The sequence below is a fragment of the Mesorhizobium sp. BH1-1-5 genome (genome assembly GCF_020165615.1).
Lineage (GTDB): Bacteria > Pseudomonadota > Alphaproteobacteria > Rhizobiales > Rhizobiaceae > Mesorhizobium.
Map to the genome: position 1 here is coordinate 66,363 of NZ_JAIUIM010000012.1, position 18,629 is coordinate 84,991.

Consider the following 18,629-nt stretch of genomic DNA (forward strand, 5'->3'; position numbering starts at 1 on the left):
GTCTGCGACGTCCTATTCTTGGGGCTGTTGGCCGCGACTGCGGGGGGAGGCCATGACGGAGACTCACGCGCTACTGGAGAGTTTCCTTCCTCTTAAGTTACTCGGGAGACTTCACGCGGCTCGCTCCGATGGTCCGGTAGCGGTCGAGTTTCCGGCCGCCGTGATGTTTGTCGATGTGTCGAGGTATACCGCGCTGGTCGAGCAGCTGGCGCGCCGGGGACAGGAAGGACTTGAACGAATTCCAAACCTGCTCAACCGGTCGTACTCACGCTGTGTGGAACAAGTGCACGAGCGTGGCGGAGAGGTTTTATATCTCGCAGGCGACGAGTTGCTGGCCTATTGGGCGGCGGACGCCGACGGGCTTGCAGGCGCTGTAAAAGCGGCAACCGCTTGTGCCGAGGCCATCTGCGGTAGCCAGAATGACCGTTCGGACAACGGCGAAAGTGACGTCGCACCGGCACTGCACGTTGGTGTCGGCGCCGGGCCGCTCTGGGCCGCGGTGTTGGGTAGCCAACGCGTCTGGACCCTCTTCGCCGGGGGCAGCGCGGTGGTGCAAGCTGCCCGCTCCCAAGCTGCCGCACGCCGATGGGAATATGTGGTTTCGGAGAAGGCAAGCTTGGCGCTAACGGGGCTGCACGGATCGCGCCCTTATCTGGATGCCCGAGCGACGATACCTCCCCCAGCCGACTGGCTGGCGAGGTTTCTGCCTGTGCAACTCAGGGATCTGATCACTGATGTCGGATCGAGCCCGGCAACCGGAGGCAGCGCCATCCCGCTCCGCTCCGTGGAAAATCGCCGGACAGCCATCCACCTGGACACCCTTGCCGAAATAAGACCGATCACTGCCTTGTTCGCGCGAATAGTCGGGCTCGACTATGGCCAACCTCAGGACCTTGCTCGCTACCAATCGCTATACGCAGCCTTGCAGGAAGATTTGCGTTCGCGAGGCGGGCCGGCCGGCGAACTGCTCCTGGATGACAAGGGCTTGGTTTTCTTCGCGGCTTTCGGAGCGCGGGGCAGCTTTCACCGCGATGATCCTAGCCGAGCGGTCGATGCTGCCCGCGCGATCAGCCTGACAGTTCAACATTTGGGGCTTTCGGCGTCGGTGGGAGTAGCTACTGGCGATGCGCATTTCAGTGTCGTCGGCAGCGCCCGCAGGCGGCAGCTAATGGTGTTCGGAGCCGCCGTGAATCGGGCAGCTCGGCTGATGACCGCATCGACGACCATTCTATGCGATGCGCCGACCGAAAGAGCCAGCCGGAGGTCATTTCGCTTCGAGGAGCGTGGCACGCTGCAGCTCGAAGGGCTAGGCGAAATGGCGACCGTCTTTTGTCCAGCGGACCAACGCGCTCCCGAAGACAACACTACCGCTCTCCTTGGCCGGCAAAGCGAAATGGCGGCCTTGGAACGTGCATTTCGCGAAGCCCGGGAAGGAAGCAGGCGTTTAGTTGTGATCCTGGGCGAGTCCGGCATTGGCAAGACTGCCTTAATCAAGGCCTTCACAGATGAACTGCGGCTGATGCCGACCGCCGTCTTTGTGGCTGACGCCGAACGTGACGATCGCCGCACATCGTTCTTGCCTTGGCGACGCCTGTTTGCGGCCGTTCTCGGGATACTCTCCGAAAGCGACGGCGTGACGATTCTTCAACGTGTCACCGAGCGTATTCATGGCCACCCGTCGATCGTCGCGCGGCTGCCTTTGCTCGCGGATGTGCTAGGCGTCGAAATTCCGCAGAACGAAGCGACAAGGCACTTGGAGGGAGCCAATCGCGCCGATGCGACCATGCGACTTCTGGGCGATCTTATGGATACGTTGTCGCCCCGCCCGCTGGTATTGGTGCTGGAGGACAGTCAGTGGCTGGATTCGGCATCCTGGCGTCTCGTGGAGTGGGTTCTATCCTCCTTGACATCGCTGCTTTTGATCTTGTGCGTGCGCTCGGACGAGGTACCGGAGCAGCTGAAAAACCTGCGCAAGCGGGCCGAAGCACCTGGCATGAATGCAGGCGCAACCGACACCGACGATCCGGCTCGCTTTTGTCGTATCTTGGATCTCGAGGAACTCAGCGACGCATCAATCTGCGAATTGGTCGCCCGCACGCTGGGCGATGCGCCGCCACATGATGAACTCTTGCACCGGGTGTGTGCATTGGCTGGCGGCAACCCGTTCTTTGCAGAGGAGATAGTTCTCACGCTCAAGAGTCAGGGTCTCATCGCTTTGCGCGATGGCTCCTGGCGCCCAATTCGGCCACTGGATCGCCTCAAGTACTTCGATGGTGTCGAACGGGTCATTCGCGAGCGCGTCGATCGGCTCGACGCCGGCGCGCAAGACGCGATCAAGGCGGCGGCCGTGATTGGCCGTACTTTCAGCCGTGAGGCGCTAGTGACCTTGCTCAAGGGCGTGCTGCACCGCGACGCGGTTACCGCAGCCGTCGACTCGCTGGCGGCCGCACATCTCGTGCATCAAGTCGTCGGCTCAGCGAGTTATGAGTTCCGCCATGATCAGATCCGGGACGTCGTCTATGGCGCAATCCACGGCGAAGTGCGCCAGCGGCTTCATGGAGCATTGGCTGCATGGATGGAGTCAAGCCAGTCGGCTGCCACGGGCGCTGATATCGCAACACTTGTCCAGCACTTCGAAGCCGCGGGGGATGGCCTCAAAGCAGTGAGATACGCAAATCTTGCCGCGACAAAGGCCCTGCAGATCGGTGCATTTCGCGAGGTCGAGTCATTCCTGGGAATCTGCCTGAACTACGAGCCCGAGCAGCCTTGGAGTGCCGTTCAAAGGCTCCAGGCAGTGCGTTGGCGTAGGCAGCTGGGCGAGGCTCAATATAGCCGTGGCGACCTTCATGGTCAGGGCATTTCTGTCAGACGAGCGCTAAAATTGGCGGGCGAGCCAGTTCCACGCTCGTCAATGGCTCTTCTGACCCGACTGCTCGGAAGCGGGGGGCGCCTTGCATTCCAACAGATATTTCCTCCCTCGGCGCGATCAGGTCGGGACGAAGCTACGGTTTCTTGGGAACAGGAGCTCACTCGCTGCCTGAACCAGGCTGCTGTCGTGGACTTTTTCGAACTTCGTTTCTCGCGCGCTTTCTCGCACACAGTTGCAGCTGTCACCTACGCAGAGCGGACTGGAGTCACAACCGAGGTGGCGGTGGCGTCAGCACAACTCGCGTGTGGTTTAGGGATTCTCGGGTGGCGGCGCGCCTGCCGCTATTTCATGGCGCGGGCGGAACGGGTCGCGATCACGCTGGCAGACCCATCGATCCATTCGCACCTCTGCAACCTCGATGCGTTGTGGCGTATCGGTCATTGCGATTGGATGATGGTGGATCGCCGTCTCGATCAGTCCCAGGAGCTTTGTCTCCAGGCGGGGGATCAACTGAGTTGGTGTAACGCGCAGGCCATTCGCTTCTGGTCATTGTACTACCGGGGGCACTCGGGTGAGTTGGAGCACACTGCCCAAGCATTGCTTTCACGGGCGCAGAACAGCGGAAACCTCCAGCAGGAAATTTGGGCGCTGCGATGCAAGTCCTTGTGCGTCCTTCAGGCGGACAGCCCGCGGGAGGCGGTCGACATTCTGCGGCTGACCACGTCCGCAATGGTCGGGTCCGCCGATCTCGCCGACATGGTTTCGGCGAAAGGCTCGCTCGCGCTGGCGCTCGCTCGCATTGGGCAACATGCGGAGAGTGTCCGGACCGTTGTGGAGACGCTGCGTCTACTTCGCGATATGGGCCGACCGACTGTACACAGCACGCTTCCTGGCCTGACCGGTGTCATAGAAGTGCTCCTGCGCGGCCGCGAGGCAGGCCTGTCGCGGGAATACGATCAATGGCGGCACTGGGAGCGGCAAGCCCTGCATGAACTCAAGCGCTATCGTCGCGTGTTTCCCGTCGGTGGCCCACAGCATGAGTTGTGGGTCGGTGTGGCGCATTGGCTGGATGGACGCAATGAACTCGCGGTCTCTGCGTGGAAACGTGGGCTCGCGGCCGCTCAGCGCCTTGCATTGCTTCGCGACGCGTCGATAATCGCGGCCGAGATGAGACGCCGACTGGATCGGGTTTAACAGCTCGATTCGGCAATTCCCACCAGGTCTGATTCTCTACGCATTGGCCTTGGTGCGGTGCCGAATTTTCCGGATCAATTCCTGAGCGACAAACAGGTCGAGGTGACCGCCGCCGCAATTCTTGAAAAGAGTAATGTCCTGCGGTGAAATAGGGCGCAGATTTGAGCTGCCGCACAATTCAAAGAGGTCGGCCTCGATATCGTCCCATGTCATGACCCCGCTCTCCACCGGCTGCATGAAGTCGCCGCACGAGCCGCATTGAGAACGGCTGTCGGTGAACAGCCTCGCGCGCTCGATCGTCCGATCGTCCGCTTCCCGCATCTGGGGGTTCCAGCCGCCGATCAGGTTGACGTGGCAACCGGGACGAAGCACATCCCCGTGGATCAACGGGACTTCCGCCATCGTCGCGCTCGAGACGATGTCGGCTTCGCAAAGAGCGTCGTCAAGCCGCTCGGCCACTTCTATCGGAAATCCGTCTCGGGCCATCGCGGCGGCTATCTCTTTCGCCCGTTCCGGTGTTCTGTTCCAGATGCGGATGGCGTTGATGGATGGACGGACCGCGAGCATCGCGCTGATAACGTGAGGCGCCAGCGCGCCGGCGCCGATCATCAGCAGGCTGCGGGCGTCCGGCCTTGCCAGAAGATCCGCCCCGAGAGCGGAGTCGGCGGCCGTTTTGCGGAGCGTCAATGCCGTGCCGTCCGCCACCATCACCGGGGTTCCGCTCTCGGCATCGAAGGCGGCGTAGATTCCCTGATTTGCCGGCACCGGTTCGGAGCGGGACGGGTTCTCGGGGAAGACGGTAACCAGTTTCGCCCCAAGAAGCGCGCCCCGCTGCCAGGCCGGCAACACGATCAGATTGCGCGCATTGTCGCCTCCGGGCTCGCTGAGCACGACCTCCTGAACCTCCGGCATCGGAGCCTGATGCGCGAGGCGCAGCGCATCGACGAGGCTGCGGTAGCCGAGGAGTTCATGCACGGTCGGGCCGTCGATCAGATGCATGGCGTCGTTCTCCCGAATTCCCGCGCGACAAGATTGTTGTATCGATCGACCTCCCGCGTGACATCGGCTGGCGACCAGCCCATGAGGTCGGCAATCGCCTCGGCCGCTTGCCGAGCGATATCCAGGCCGAGCCGCTCCGACCATCCGAGCGGAAAGCGCCGAAACAGGAGGTCGTCGAGATGGAAAACCATGTCCTCGCGGGCAACCTGTCGCAAATGCTCGATGTCGATTCCCGTCTCGCCCAAGGTGGAATGGTCGTTTGCCGAGGCAGGCTTGGCGGTCCGGGCAGCGTAGGAGACGGGGCGGCGGGGATGCTCGGGCCGGATGCGCTTCGACACCGCCTCGGCGATGCTGGCGCCGGCGTTCCGATGCGTCATCAACAGGCCGCCTGTATAGGTGTAGTAGGCTGCCCCGCCCGGTTTTGACAGATCGTGCAGAAGAACCGCCTCGCAGCCGTCCGGATGGCCCGCGCGCGCTGTTCTGGGCCGCACCCCGGCCCAGCTGTAGAGGACATCTTCGCGCGCGATGGGAAGGGACGGAAAGACCGACCTGAAATCCTGAAGGAGCGCGAGTATGGTCGGTTCGTCGGCGCGAAAACCATCCGGCGATGGGTCGCATGGTTCGTCGCGCGGCCCGAAATAATGCAGGTTGCCCCAGGGGATGACATAGAAGGGATTGCCATCGGGCAGGCGGTCTCTACCGCCAGACTGCGGAATTCGTCCGGCAGGCGCACGACGATGTTGGTTCCCTTCAGCCCTTGGTTCACGCGAGGGACGGAAAGGCCGCATCGGGACGCTGTTTCATCGACCCAGGCGCCGGTCGCGTTGACGATGCAATCGGCGACCACCGTCGACACGGACTTGGCCTCCTCGGCTCGGCCGCGCCTGTCGGCGACATCGAGATGCCACCTGCCATCCGCAGCCTGTCTGATGGCGACGACCTCGGCGTAATTGCGCACCTGCGCGCCGCAATCGCGGGCATTCATGACGGTGTCGAGGCAGATGCGCTCGGGCCAGTCGAACTGGTACTCGGTGAACTTGACCGCGCCGACCAGGTCCTGCCTGTCACGCAGGTGGCGAAGCGCGGGTTCACTTGCCGCCTCTTCGGAACGGAGCAGCTCGAAATCGAGTGGCACGCCACCGGGATCGAGCAGTTCGAGCAACCGGAAGCCCAGCCGTGCCTTCCAGGCCGGGATGCCGTCGTTGCGATAGAGCGGTGTGTAGAAGCGCACGGGGCGCACCCGTTCCGGCGTCGCCCGAACGAAACGCGATCGGTCGCGCATCGCGCGCCTTGCCAGTTCGAGATGCTCGATCGCCATGCGGGGATTGAGAAGGAAATTCCAGATCGAGCGTCCGGGCGAGAAATACGTCAAGCCGCAATGCTGCAGGCGGCTGGAGCGGCTCGACGTGCCGGAGGCGAAATCTCCGCGCTCGAGAAGCACGGTTCGGAAACCGGCAGCGGCCAGATGGTTGGCGGCGCTGGCGCCGGTGATCCCGCCGCCGATCACGGCGACCTGAAACGACGAGGCCTGGTTCATAGGGTGAGCGACAGGCGGAATGCCTCGTAGATGGAGGCGTGGATGTTCCTGCTGGCAACAGCATCGCCTATGCGGTGCAGCTCGAATCCTCCAGTGTCAGTGACCTCTCGCGCTTCTGTTGGGCTGATTAGCGCCGGCAGCGAGGTCACGCCCTTGTTGCTGGAGAGATCGCGGAGCGCGTTGAAGACCTCGTCGAGAGGCTGCGTGCCGCGCTCGACGATGATGCGAGGGGCGGAAATCTCCAGTTCCTGTCCGGTCAGCTCGTGCCTGAAGACAGCGTTCAGGAGGTTGGAGCCGTTGCGTTCGACCCTGACAAGATGGTGGTCGACGGTCACCTTTATGCCGCGCTGGCGGAATTGCTTGCGGTAGACCGCGCGCGAGGAATATTCGATCTCCTGCCCGAGGCTGTCGTCGATGGTGACGAGATGGACGGACGCTCCCTGCTCGGCCAGGTGCAGCGCCGTCGATATTCCTTCGTGCCTGCCGGTTCCGTCATAGAGCATGACGTCTCCCCCCTGATGGGTGCTGGCGCTCAACACGTCCCAGATGTTTTCGCAATGCTCCGCGCCAGGCAGCCAATCGAGGTCCGGCAGGCCGCCGGTAGCGACGATGACGCTGTCCGGTTTCTCGGCCAGCACATCGGCATCGCTGGCGTAGACGTCGCAGCGCACGTCCACGCCAAGACGCTCCAGTTCGGATACCCGCCAGTCGACGATGCCGATCAGGTCCCTGCGCCAGGTCGCGCGGCAGGCGAGCAGAACCTGCCCGCCGGGCTTGCTCGACGCTTCGAAAAGCACCACCCGATGGCCGCGTTCGGCGCACACACGCGCGGCTTCGAGGCCGGCGGGGCCGCCGCCGACGACAACCACCTTGCGGCTGTGATCGGCTGGTTCGATGACCTGCGGCAAAATCGTCTCGCGGCCCGAGGCCGGATTGTGGATGCAGTTCACCTTCTTGTGCATGCAATAGGAGGCGCCAACACAGGGGCGGATGCGGTCTTCCTCGCCGCGCATCAGCTTGTTGACGATCTGCGGGTCCGCCATGTGGGCGCGCGTCATGGCGACCATGTCGAGCAGCCCGTCACGAATGGCGTGCCGCGCCGTGGCGAGGTCGGTTATGCGGGCGGCATGGAAGACCGGAAGCTTGGTATGCTGCCGGAACATCCCGACCCGTGAGAGGAAAGGGGAGAGAGGCTGCGACATGCCCGGCATGTTCTGTTCGGCCAGCGCGATGACCGTATCCATCCTGCCGAATATGCAGTTGAACACGTCGATAAGCCCTTCGCGTTCGAAGATCCGCGCGATCTCGAGGCAGTCCTCGAAATTCAGGCCGTCCTCGCTCGCCTCGTCGATGACGAAGCGCATGCTGACGACAGTGTCGTCGCGGACGCGCCTGCGGATTTCCTCATGCACCATGAGGCCGAAGCGAACGCGATTTTCCACCGAGCCGCCAAAGCGGTCGGTGCGGAAATTGGTGCGCGGCGAGAAGAACTGGCCGATCAGGTGGCCTCCGGTCAGCGTCTCGACGCCGTCCAGGCCTCCCTCCACGCAGCGCGCGGCCGCGTCGCCATAGGCTTTGACGACGCGCGCAATGTCATATTCATCCATTTCCCTGGAGAAGGCGCGATGCTGCGTCTCGCGCGATCGGGAGGGAGCGATTGCCGGCAGCCAATTGCTGGTCGTGGCGTCCGCGCGGCGACCCAGATGCGAAATCTGGCACATCAGCGCCGCGCCGTGGGCATGGATGCGCTGCGAGAACTGCTGCAGGTGCGGGATGATCTCATCGGTGGCGATGTTGATCTGTCCGCCGCCCCAGTTCGAATCCACATCCACCATGGAGGAGCCGCCGAACATGGTCAGGGCCAGCCCGCCCTTGGCCTTCTCCTCGTGATAGCGCTGGTAACGTTCCAGCGGGAAGCCGCCTTCCTCCATGAAGGAGGCGTGGCTGGTGCTCATGATGCGGTTGCGCAGCACCAGCTTCTTGATGGTCAGCGGCTGCAGCAGGGGATCCTTGCCGCCTGCTGGCGCGCTCGAAGACGAATGTGACTGGGGCATTGCCGGATCCATGGCTCGTGCTTGCTCTGGAGCGGAGGTACGGAAACGGGCGTCGTTCAGAACCTGCCTTCCGCCCGGATCTCTCCCTGCACTTTCTCGATGCTGTCGCGCAGGATCGAGATCATGGTGTCGATCTCTTCCTTCTTGATGATCAGCGCCGGCGAGAGCACGCACATGCTGCCGATAGGCCGCACGATCAGGCCGTTTTCGTAGCAAAGCCGATCGATGCGCAGCGCGACGGCCTTGTCGAAATCCGTCGCGGCCGGCGCGTGCGGATCGGTGGCGCATTCGACGCAACCCAGGAGACCGATGCCGCGCGCGTCGCCGACAAGGGGAATCTCGCCGAGCTTGCGCAACTGCTCCTGGAAATAGGGAGCGATTTCGCGGACATGTTCGAGCAGCCCTTCTTGCTCGATGACCTCGATGTTGGCGAGCGCCGCGGCGCAGCTCACAGGATGGCCGCTATAGGTGTAGCCGTTGGTGTAGGCGCTTCCCTTCGCGTTCTCGCCCGATATGCGACCCAGCACGGCGTCCGAAATGACGAAGCCGCCCAGCGGCACGTAGCCCGAAGTCACGCCCTTGGCGAAGGTGATGATGTCGGGAACGATGTCGAACACCTTCTCGGACGCGAACCATTCGCCGCAGCGGCCGAAGCCGGTCACGACCTCGTCGGAGATATAGAGGATGTCGTGCTTGCGGCAGATATCGCGGAAGCGGCGATGATAACCCTTGGGCGGCACGATGACGCCGCCCGAAGCCAGCACGGGCTCGGCCAGGAAGGCGCCGACATTCTGCGGGCCGAGGCTCTCGATCCGCTCTTCGAACTCGGCCACTAGGAATTCGAGGAAAGCGGCCTCGTCGCCGCCCTGCGGATGGCGGTAGCGGTTCGGCGCCGAGATGAAGGTGACGTTATCCAGCTCCAGGTCGAAATTGGGGCGGTTTCCGGCGCGGCCCGAGCAGGCCGCGGTAAGATGCGAGCTTCCGTGGTAGCCGTCGATACGGCAGATGATCTTCTTCTTGCTGTGACGCCCCAGCACATTGTTGAAGAACTGGACGAAGCGAAGCGCCGAATCCACCGCCGACGAGCCGCCGGTGGTGAAGAACACATGGTTGAGGTCGCCCGGAGCGAATTCGGAAATGCGCCTTGCCAGCTCGGCCGACGGGCCGTTCAGGGAATACCAGGGCGAATTGTAGCAGATGCGCAGCGCCTGCGCGGCGATCGCATCGGCAATGGGCTTGCAGTTGTAGCCGACCTGCGTGCACCACATTCCGGCAGGGCCGTCGATCATCCTGCGGCCGCGACTGTCGGTGATGTAGATGCCGTCGGCCGAAGTGAACAGAGGCCGGCCGCCGGCGGTGCCAAGCTTGGCCAGTTCCTCCGCAGGGCTGATGAGGTGGCGGTGCGCGGCGCTTTCCAGTTCCGCGACATTCCACTGGGATCCGGTCTCTGAATACATGTGCACTGTCTTCTCTTGTCTTGTTGTGTGTTGTTGCCGATTGGGCGGGCCGCTTCAGCGAGGCGATGCAACAGGCATCGGGCTGAAATCGTCCGGGAAGAATGCCGACAGGAATGTCAGGCAAATCTGCCTGTAGCGCTTGCGGTCCTGGGGGCCGTTCTGGCCGGTGACGTGCCCGAATATCCAGCAGCCGTCGGTGATGGCATAAAGGCCCTGGGACACCGCTTCGACGTTGATGTCGAGAGACCTGAGCGTGGCAAGTTCCGAGACCAGGTCGGTAATCGACTGCAGGGATCGGCGTTTCAGCTCGCTGCAGCGCCTCTTATAGGCAGTGACACGCGGAGCCTCGTCCCAGAAGGCCATCCAGACCGCAAGATCGGCCGCCCTGGCTATCCTTGGATCGAAATCGACTTCAAGCAGGATGCGCAACCGCTCGGCGGGAGAGCTCGGAGCGGCCGCCATGGCCTCGGACCAAACCGCCTCATACTTGCTGGCCACGACATTGAGGGCGGCAAGCAGCAGGCGTTCCTTCGTCTTGAAGTGAAAGGCGATGACGCCATAGCTGCACCCGGCTTCGTTGGCGATGTCGTTGACCGTGATTCCGGACAGGCCGCGTCTGGCTATCACCGCGCAAGCGGCCTCCAGCAACTGCTTGCGGCGCTGCGCGCTATGGTTCGATATCTCATTTTTTTTTGATCCCATATGCGATGCTATGAACTTTATGTGATTGTCGTCAATGGTGTTTTCGGGAGATTTTTTTGATTGATCGATCATATTTTTATTGACCGATCAGATTTCGAAACTGATATTGCGAGCCAGATGAAAAAGGCGGGTGCCGGTTCCGGATCGAACGGGTGCCGCCTTCAAAGAGCAAAAAAACAAAGGGGAATGACATGCAGGACAAGCAGGATCGGGGCCTCGCCGGGTTCACGGCGACCCGTCGCCAGTTCATGGGCGCCGTTGGCATGCTGGCTTTGAGCGCATCGCTTATGGCGCAGACTTCCGTGGCGCGCGCCGAGCCCAAGCAGGGTGGCTCGGTGAAGTTCGCCATCAATGACGGCACGCAGACGGATTCCTACGATCCGGCGACCTGGCAGAACTCTTATACGCAGGTGATCTTCGGCGGCACGCTGTGCAACGCGCTGACGGAACTGGACGTGGAGGGCGCGGCAGCGCCCGACCTCGCGGAGAGCTTCGCCCCCTCGGACGATCTCAAGGTCTGGACCTACACGCTGAGGCCGGGCCTCAAGTTCCATGATGGCACGCCCGTCACGCCCAATGACGTCATCCAGTCCTACCGCCATCATATGGGGCCGTCTTCGTCGTCGGCTGTGAAGGCGCTGGTCGATTCGATCGTGGACATCAAGGCCGATGGCGACCGCAAGGTGGTCTTCACCTTGAGCGGTGGGAACGCGGACTTCCCTTACCTCACCGCGGACGTTCATCTGGTGATCTTGCCGGCCAAGCCTGAAGGCGGCGTCGCCTGGGAGAAGGGCGTCGCGACCGGCCCCTACATGATCGATGACAACCAGCCGGGCATTTCGGTGCGCATGAAGCGCAATCCCGCCTATCATAAGCCCGGTCAGCCCTATTTCGACGCGATCGAATTCGTCAACATCATCGACGTCGCCGCCCGCACCAATGCCTTGCTGACCGGCGAGATCGATTACATGGTCGATGTCGACATAAAGACGCTCAAGATGCTCGAGCAGAATCCGGATATCGAGATCACCCGGGTGAGCGGGCTGCGCCACTTCAGCTTCAGCATGAACACCAAGACCGCGCCATTCGACAATCCGGATGTGCGTCAGGCCCTGAAGCACGCCATCGATCGAAACGACGTCATCAACAAGGCGTTCCTGGGCAACGCCAAGGTCGCGAACGACGATCCGGCCGCTCCCCAGATCGCTTTCGCGGTGAATCCCGAGCCGATCCATGAATATGATGTCGCCAAGGCCAAGGCGTATCTGGCAAAGGCGGGACTAACCACGCTGTCGGTGGATCTTTCCGTCGCCGAAACCGCCTTCCCGAACGCGATCGATGCCGCTTTGCTGTTCAAGGAACATGCTGCCAAGGCGGGCATCGATATCAACGTCATCCGTGAGCCGGACGATGGCTATTGGGATAATGTCTGGCAGCACAAGCCCTTCGTGGGCGTCGACTGGCTGGGCAAGCCGACGCTGGATTCCCTGTTCACGACGACCTACGCGACCGGCGCGCCCTGGAACGATACCGCCTGGAGCAATGGACGTTTCGATGAACTTCTCGTCAAGGCTAGGGCGGAGTCCGACAAGACCAAGCGTCAGGCGATGTACGGCGAGATGCAGCAGATCCTGCACGACGACGGCGGAGCGCTCGTCATCGCATATGCGCTGTTCATGGACGCGCTGTCGAAGAAGATCACCCACGGCAAGATCGGCAATATGCTTCAATGCGACAATTTCCGGATGGCGGAGCGCTGGTGGCTGGCCTGACCGCGGGCCTGACGCGTCTCACCCGACCGGATGGCTGGCGCTTTGTCGCCAGCCGATTTTCGAAAGGCCAGATTGTTGCAGCGGCTGAACCTTCCACCTTTGGCGAGAACGGCGCTTATCAGGGTCGGATCCGGTTTCGTCACCCTGTTCCTCGTCTCCCTAATCATCTTCGCGGCGATCGCGGTTCTGCCCGGCGACTTCGCCAAGGTCGCCCTGGGCCGCGCGGCGACGCCGGAGACGGTCGCCAACTTTCAGAAATCGATCGGCTTGGACCGCCCCCTGCCGGAGCGCTATGCGAAATGGATCGGCAAGACCCTCACTGGAGATCTGGGGATGTCGTTCTCCTCAGGCTCCGGCACACCGCGGACGGTCGTCAGCATTGTCGGCCCGCGTCTGAAGAATACGCTTTTCCTGGCGGCCATAACCGCGATCTGCTGCGTCCCGCTTGCCCTGGCGCTCGGCATGATCGCCGCGATCCGCCGCAACAGTTGGGTGGATCGCCTGCTCAACACGGTCACGCTTGTCGGCATATCGTTTCCGGAGTTCTTCGTCGCTTATGTCCTCATGCTCCTCTTCGCCGTGAAGCTGCCGATCTTCTATTCGCTGGCGCGCATAACGCCGAACATGACGGCATCCGAGATCGCGCTGCGCCTCGCCTTGCCGATCGCGACGCTCAGCCTCGGGATCATCGCCCACATGATGCGCATGACGCGGGCCGCGATCATCAACCTGCTTTCCGCGCCATATGTCGAAATGGCGAAGCTGAAGGGTGTCACAACGCGCGACATCGTCCTTCGCCACGCGTTGCCTAACGCATGGGCGCCCATCGCGGCCGTCGTGGCGTTCAACCTGGCCTATCTGATCGTCGGCGTGGTCGTGGTGGAAGTCGTCTTCGTCTATCCGGGCATCGGCCAGGCGATGGTGGACGCCGTCCGCTCACGCGATATTCCGGTCGTTCAGGCCTGTGCGCTCATCTTCGCCACGGCTTATGTCCTTTTGAACCTGTTGGCAGACATAGTCGCGATCGCCACGAACCCCAGACTGGCTCATCCACGATGACCTTCCAAGCCAACCGACAGGGCGGCGACACCTCGCCGATCAGGTATCGCCGCTCTCGTCTATCGTTGTTTCGCGATGGCCTCAGGAAGACGCCGCTTTCAGCCCGGATCGGCCTGGTCGTGATTGCAATCTATGTCGCCATGGCGGTGTTCGCGCCCCTGCTGGCGCCTTTCGGCGAGTCCGACGTGGTTTCCAGCGAACCGTTCGCTGCATGGAGCGTCGCGCATCTGCTCGGTACCGATCAAATGGGGCGCGATGTGCTGAGCCGCCTGATTTACGGCGCGCGAAATTCCGTCGGTATCGCCTTCATCACAACCTCGCTCGCATTTGTCGTGGGGGCGGGGCTGGGCATTTTCTCGGCTATCTCGTCGCCTTGGTTCGACAATGTCCTGTCGGTGGTCGCCGACACGCTGATGGCGATCCCGCAACTGATTTTCGCGCTCATTCTGCTGGCCCTGTTCGGGTCATCCATCACCAGCATCGTGTTGATCATCGCCATGCTCAACGCCACTCAGATTTTCCGTCTGTCCCGCTTGCTCGCCCGCAACGTCGTGGTGATGGAATATATCGAGGCGGCCTATCTGCGCGCGGAAAGCACCTGGTGGATCGTCACCAAGGAAATCCTTCCCAACGTGCTTCCGACGCTCCTGGCGGAATTCGGGCTGCGCTTCTGCTTCGTGTTCCTGACCATCTCGGCTCTCTCCTTTCTCGGCCTCGGTATCCAGCCGCCATCCGCGGATTGGGGCACGATGGTGCGCGAGAGCGCGACGTTCATCAGCTACGGCAATATCACGCCCCTTCTTCCGGCCGCGGCGATCGCGATCCTGACCGTAAGCATCAACTTCGTCATAGACTGGTTCCTGGATGTCACGAGCGGACTGCGCAATGATAGCTGAACCGTCATTGCGGTCGCAGGCTTCCGACACGATCCTCGACATCCGGGACCTGTGGGTCGAGGCCGACACCGACGGCGCCTGGCAACCGATCGTCAAGGGCATCAGCCTGTCGCTGCGGCGAGGGGAAGTCCTCGGCATCATCGGAGAATCGGGAGCGGGCAAATCCACGCTCGGCCTGGCCGCGCTGGGCTTCACCCGCTCCGGATGCCGCGTAGCTTCGGGAGAAGTTCTCTTCGGTGGCCGGGACATGCTGGCTCTGGATGAGGACGCCCGGCGCAGGCTTCGCGGCACGCGGATCGCCTATGTCGCGCAAAGCGCCTCGGCCTCCTTCAATCCCGCGCACACGCTGATGGATCAGGCCGTTGAGTGCGCCATGCGCGACGGCGCGACCTCACGCAAGGAGGCGGAGGCCCGGGCCTGCTCGCTCTTTGCCGAGATGCAGTTGCCCGATCCGAACACGATCGGCGGACGTTTCCCGCATCAGTTGTCCGGCGGGCAATTGCAGCGCGCGATGACGGCCATGGCAATGATGTGCAAACCGGACCTGATCGTGTTCGACGAGCCGACGACCGCGCTCGATGTGACCACGCAGGTCGAGGTGCTGGCGTCCATCCGCCGGATCGTCAACGATCACCATACGGCCGCGCTCTATATCACCCACGACCTTGCCGTTGTCGCCCAGATGGCGCATCGCATCATGGTCTTGCGTTATGGCGAGCTCGTCGAGGAGCAGCAGACCGGACTGATGCTGGAAAGGCCCCAGCAGGAATACACCCGTTCGCTATGGGCCGTGCGGTCCCTGGAAAAGGAAGCGGTTCCGCAAGCACCTCCGATCCTCGACGTAGAGCATATCGTTGCCCATTACGGACAAGCGAAGGTGCTGGACGACGTCAGCCTGGTTTTGCCCAAAGGGCGTACTCTGGCAATCGTCGGCGAGTCCGGCTCGGGCAAGTCCACGCTCGCCCGCGTCATAGCCGGGCTGCTGCCGGCTGCCGGCGGTTCGGTCAGCCTGAACGGCCAGAAGTTGGCCCGGTCGTTCCGAAGCCGCGACGTCGACCAATTGCGGCGCATCCAGATGATCTACCAATCGGCCGACAATGCCCTCAACCCGCGCCAGACCGTTATGGATATCGTCGGCCGCTTGGTCACCCTGCACACCGGCCAGAGGGGGCAGCAATGCGCGCGCCGGGTGGCCGACCTGCTGGAAACGGTCGAACTGCCGCGGAGATACCTCACCAGCTTCCCGTCCGAACTGTCGGGCGGGCAAAAGCAGCGCGTCTCCATCGCCAGGGCGATCGCGGCCGATCCGGATGTTTTCATCTGCGACGAGATCACTTCGGCGCTCGACCAGCTCGTCCAGGAGCAGATCCTCAAGCTGTTGCTTCGGCTGCAGAAGGAACTCGGCAAATCCTACATCTTCATCACCCATGACATCGCAACCGTGAACGCCATAGCCGACGAAGTCGTGGTCATGCAGCGCGGCAAGATCGTGCAGCAGGGCCCCAGGAGCGCCGTCATGGTTGCGCCGGATCATCCTTATACGAAAGCGTTGTTGTCCGCCGTCCCACAGATGGATCCACGCTGGCTGGATGACATCCTGGCCGCTGATCGCAGTGGTTCGAGCCTGGGCCGCATCGCTGACTGATTTCGATGCAGTGCGCATCGGAGACATTGCCGGCGTAACGGACATCCGGGCTGGTTCGCGGCCAATGACGGTCGCGCCAGCAAACTTCGCCTGGAGCTCTAAGCTGAGATGAGCGCAAGTTTTATCGAAATCTTCGAGACGGGCAGCGCTGATTACAAGCCGAGATGCTTGTAGACGGTCGTTCGCGAAAGGCCGAGCCGGCGCGTCGTTTCCGAAATATTTTCGGAAGCCTCGCGATAGGTCCTGCGAATGTCGCGACACCTGCTCTCGTCGAGTGGATGTCCGCGGCAGGTTGGGCAACTGTCCGTTTCTTCCTGGAGCGGGTGATCGTCGAAAGACCCTTCGTCGACGTAGTCCGCGCCGCGGACCAGGGCGCGCTGCAGCGCTGCCTGAAGCTCGCGGATGTTGCCGGGCCACTTGCGCAGCGAAAGCGCGGTGATCGCTGCGTCGGTGATCGCCGCGTCCGGCGCAAGCTTGCGCATCAGGTGCCGCACGATCAGCGCGAAATCCGAACGTGCTCCCAGGGGCGGCAGATGCAGCGTGAAGGCGTTGAGCCGATAGAGCAGATCGGCGCGGAAGCTTCGCCCGGCGATCATCTCGCCAAGATCGCGGTTGGTGGCGGAAACGATCTGCACATCCACCCTGTGCGTGTGCTGTCCGCCGATCGCGCGGACTTCCATGGAATCGAGGAAGCGCAGCAGCGCGGTCTGGGCGGGCAGGGGGATGTCGGCGACCTCGTCGAGGAACAACGTACCTCGGTCGGCGAGGCGCGCAAGGCCGGGCATAAATCGGCTTCTTAGCCGATCACCCCTCGAAGAGCGGGCGTTTCGCCCTTGGCCCCTCATCATGCCCCGGCATAGGACTACGTGATCTGGTACGGAAGGGTTGTCCGCACGTCATGTTCGACGCGCAGGCGCCGTTTCAGCGGCGGCACGGCGCGTTGGCCACAGTTCACCCGCTCGCAGATGCGGCAGGAGATGCCGATCGGTTGGAAACCTGCCCGGCCGGCCAGGTTGAGGCCGTCGGCATAGACGAAGTCGTCGGCATGGGAGACTTCGCAGCCAAGCGCGATCGCATAGCGCCGTTGCGGCGCGGTAAAGCCGCCGCTGCGCTTGGAAATCTCCGTGGCGATGGACAGATAGCGCGCGCCGTCCGGCATCTCGGCGAGCTGACGCACGAACCGGCCAGGGGTCTCGAAGGCGTCGTAGGCATTCCACAATGGGCAAGCCGCGCCATAGCGGGCGAATTGCAGCTTCGCGGCGCTATGGCGCTTGGTGATGTTGCCGGCCCTGTCGATGCGGGCGAAGAAGACGGGCACGCCCTTCTGCCCAGGCCGCTGCAAGGTGGAGAGCCGGTGCGCCACCTGTTCGAGACTGGCGCCGAAGCGCGCCGCCAGCAATTCTATGTCGTGCCGTACTTCCTTTGCCGCGGCGAGAAAGCGCCCATAGGGCAACACCAGCGCCCCGGCAAAATAATTGCGGAGGCCGATACGGCAGATGTCGCCGGCCTCGGCCGTACGGAAACCGGCGCGCGCGATGATCGCATCGACCTCTGCCCGTCGCTCCAGCGCGGCGATCTGGAAAGCAAGCTGGAAGGCGCGCGAGGCGCTGTCCAGATAGGGACTGAGATAGAGCACCTTGGCCTTGCTGTCATAGCGGCGCAGCGTTTCGCTGTCCTCGCCCGAACCGGCAACGCGCACCCCGTGCCGCTTTTCCAGGTGCTCCGCCATGGCGGCGATGCCGTCCTGCTCGCCGATCCGCAGATCGCCGGCGAGGCTCTCGGCTGCCATATCCAGTTCGTCAATGTAATTGTCGACGAAATGAAAGAAGTCGCGCACCTCCTCATAAGGCGTCGGCTCGGAAAAGCTGTCGGTGCGCACCATCTGGTCGTCGATGCTGGCAAGCTGCTCGCTGTTGCGCCGGTAGGCCTGATGGCAGGCGAGCAGCGCATGGGCGAAGGCGGGCGCGCTCTGCGCCACCAGCTTCAACTCCTGCGATCCCGGCGACAATACGTCGAACAGCGGATCGGCCAGCGCCTCGCTCAGCGCCGAGAGCAGCCGGTCGCTGTCGCTGCCGGAAAAGGCGGACAGGTCGACCCGGAATTTCTCGGCCAGCGACAGCAGCACCGAGGCCGAGACGGCGCGCTGGTTGTTCTCGATCTGGTTGAGATAGCTGGTCGAGATACCCAGTCTCTCGGCGAAGACAGCCTGGGTCGCCTTGTTCGCCTCACGCAGTTCGCGGATCTTGCGGCCGATAAAGAGTTTCGAGGGTGCCATTTTTGCAATTTCGCATTTTTCTATTTGCAAAAATGCTTACATAGCTTTTGCGCCTTTTCAACCGTTTTCTCCAACCCGCCCGAGCGCTAGCTGTCTGCCCCGATCCCGGACCGATGGGGAAGACATGACGACAATCGTTTCGACCTTGCGTGCGCCCCATCGGGCCGCGG

At 62.6% G+C, this 18,629-nt stretch carries 12 protein-coding genes and 1 pseudogene; 5 read left to right on the forward strand and 8 right to left on the reverse strand.

The genetic code is table 11. The features are described from left to right. Positions 1-52 precede the first annotated feature (52 nt). Positions 53-4,063: an AAA and adenylate/guanylate cyclase domain-containing protein gene (locus LB572_RS17580; protein WP_224668575.1), complete on the forward strand. Its 4,011-nt coding sequence runs from the start codon at positions 53-55 to the stop codon at positions 4,061-4,063. Positions 4,064-4,099: 36 nt separating this feature from the next. On the opposite strand, the gene LB572_RS17585 is transcribed toward LB572_RS17580, so the two are convergent. From LB572_RS17585 to LB572_RS17610, 6 genes and pseudogenes are all read right to left on the reverse strand, one after another. Continuing rightward, complete coding sequence (locus LB572_RS17585; RefSeq protein WP_224668576.1) at positions 4,100-5,062, reverse strand: ornithine cyclodeaminase family protein; 963 nt, start codon at positions 5,060-5,062, stop codon at positions 4,100-4,102. Beyond that, positions 5,053-5,439, reverse strand: a complete 387-nt coding sequence (locus tag LB572_RS17590) for a hypothetical protein (protein ID WP_224668673.1) — start codon at positions 5,437-5,439, stop codon at positions 5,053-5,055. The genes LB572_RS17585 and LB572_RS17590 overlap by 10 nt, the downstream gene beginning before the upstream one ends. Before the next feature lie 141 nt (positions 5,440-5,580). Continuing rightward, positions 5,581-6,599 (reverse strand): annotated as a pseudogene (locus LB572_RS17595) (FAD-dependent oxidoreductase); the annotation flags it as partial. Then, entirely contained in the window at positions 6,596-8,653 is a 2,058-nt protein-coding gene (locus LB572_RS17600) for an NADH:flavin oxidoreductase (protein WP_140802665.1), read from the reverse strand. The pseudogene LB572_RS17595 and the gene LB572_RS17600, both read right to left, overlap by 4 nt. Positions 8,654-8,709: 56 nt before the next feature. Continuing rightward, on the reverse strand, positions 8,710-10,110 hold the full coding sequence (locus LB572_RS17605; protein WP_140802664.1) for an aminotransferase: 1,401 nt from the start codon (positions 10,108-10,110) through the stop codon (positions 8,710-8,712). 54 nt (positions 10,111-10,164) lie between these two features. Then, positions 10,165-10,884 carry a TetR family transcriptional regulator C-terminal domain-containing protein gene (locus tag LB572_RS17610; protein ID WP_318014042.1) on the reverse strand — a complete coding sequence of 240 codons (720 nt, stop codon included), beginning with the start codon at positions 10,882-10,884 and terminating at the stop codon, positions 10,165-10,167. A gap of 119 nt (positions 10,885-11,003) precedes the next feature. Between LB572_RS17610 and LB572_RS17615 the strand changes: the two genes are divergently transcribed. From LB572_RS17615 to LB572_RS17630, 4 genes are all read left to right on the forward strand, one after another. Next, complete coding sequence (locus LB572_RS17615) at positions 11,004-12,584, forward strand: ABC transporter substrate-binding protein (protein WP_224668578.1); 1,581 nt, start codon at positions 11,004-11,006, stop codon at positions 12,582-12,584. A 72-nt stretch (positions 12,585-12,656) separates the two neighbouring features. After that, a complete protein-coding gene (locus tag LB572_RS17620) occupies positions 12,657-13,643 on the forward strand; it encodes an ABC transporter permease (protein WP_224668579.1) in 987 nt (328 codons plus the stop codon). Further along, a complete protein-coding gene (locus tag LB572_RS17625) occupies positions 13,640-14,539 on the forward strand; it encodes an ABC transporter permease (RefSeq protein ID WP_140806675.1) in 900 nt (299 codons plus the stop codon). Before LB572_RS17620 ends, LB572_RS17625 begins: the two co-directional genes overlap by 4 nt. A gap of 7 nt (positions 14,540-14,546) precedes the next feature. Then, positions 14,547-16,184 (forward strand): ABC transporter ATP-binding protein, encoded by a 1,638-nt coding sequence (locus tag LB572_RS17630; protein ID WP_318014043.1) that lies wholly within the window; start codon positions 14,547-14,549, stop codon positions 16,182-16,184. Between the two features lie 152 nt (positions 16,185-16,336). Here LB572_RS17630 and LB572_RS17635 read toward each other — a convergent pair whose 3' ends face one another. Continuing rightward, entirely contained in the window at positions 16,337-16,969 is a 633-nt protein-coding gene (locus tag LB572_RS17635; protein WP_224668580.1) for a sigma 54-interacting transcriptional regulator, read from the reverse strand. 77 nt (positions 16,970-17,046) lie between these two features. Further along, the gene (locus LB572_RS17640) at positions 17,047-18,459 is read right to left on the reverse strand and encodes a helix-turn-helix domain-containing protein (protein ID WP_224668581.1); all 1,413 of its coding nucleotides are present in this window, start codon (positions 18,457-18,459) and stop codon (positions 17,047-17,049) included. Positions 18,460-18,629 lie beyond the last annotated feature (170 nt).

Bases quoted from the DNA above. Each gene is read 5' to 3' on its own strand.
- LB572_RS17580 (WP_224668575.1), top strand. From the start codon at position 53: ATGACGGAGACTCACGCGCTACTGGAGAGTTTCCTTCCTCTTAAGTTA.
- LB572_RS17585 (WP_224668576.1), bottom strand. From the start codon at position 5,062: ATGCATCTGATCGACGGCCCGACCGTGCATGAACTCCTCGGCTACCGC.
- LB572_RS17590 (WP_224668673.1), bottom strand. From the start codon at position 5,439: ATGACGCATCGGAACGCCGGCGCCAGCATCGCCGAGGCGGTGTCGAAG.
- LB572_RS17600 (WP_140802665.1), bottom strand. From the start codon at position 8,653: ATGCCCCAGTCACATTCGTCTTCGAGCGCGCCAGCAGGCGGCAAGGAT.
- LB572_RS17605 (WP_140802664.1), bottom strand. From the start codon at position 10,110: ATGTATTCAGAGACCGGATCCCAGTGGAATGTCGCGGAACTGGAAAGC.
- LB572_RS17610 (WP_318014042.1), bottom strand. From the start codon at position 10,884: ATGATCGATCAATCAAAAAAATCTCCCGAAAACACCATTGACGACAAT.
- LB572_RS17615 (WP_224668578.1), top strand. From the start codon at position 11,004: ATGCAGGACAAGCAGGATCGGGGCCTCGCCGGGTTCACGGCGACCCGT.
- LB572_RS17625 (WP_140806675.1), top strand. From the start codon at position 13,640: ATGACCTTCCAAGCCAACCGACAGGGCGGCGACACCTCGCCGATCAGG.
- LB572_RS17635 (WP_224668580.1), bottom strand. From the start codon at position 16,969: ATGCCCGGCCTTGCGCGCCTCGCCGACCGAGGTACGTTGTTCCTCGAC.
- LB572_RS17640 (WP_224668581.1), bottom strand. From the start codon at position 18,459: ATGGCACCCTCGAAACTCTTTATCGGCCGCAAGATCCGCGAACTGCGT.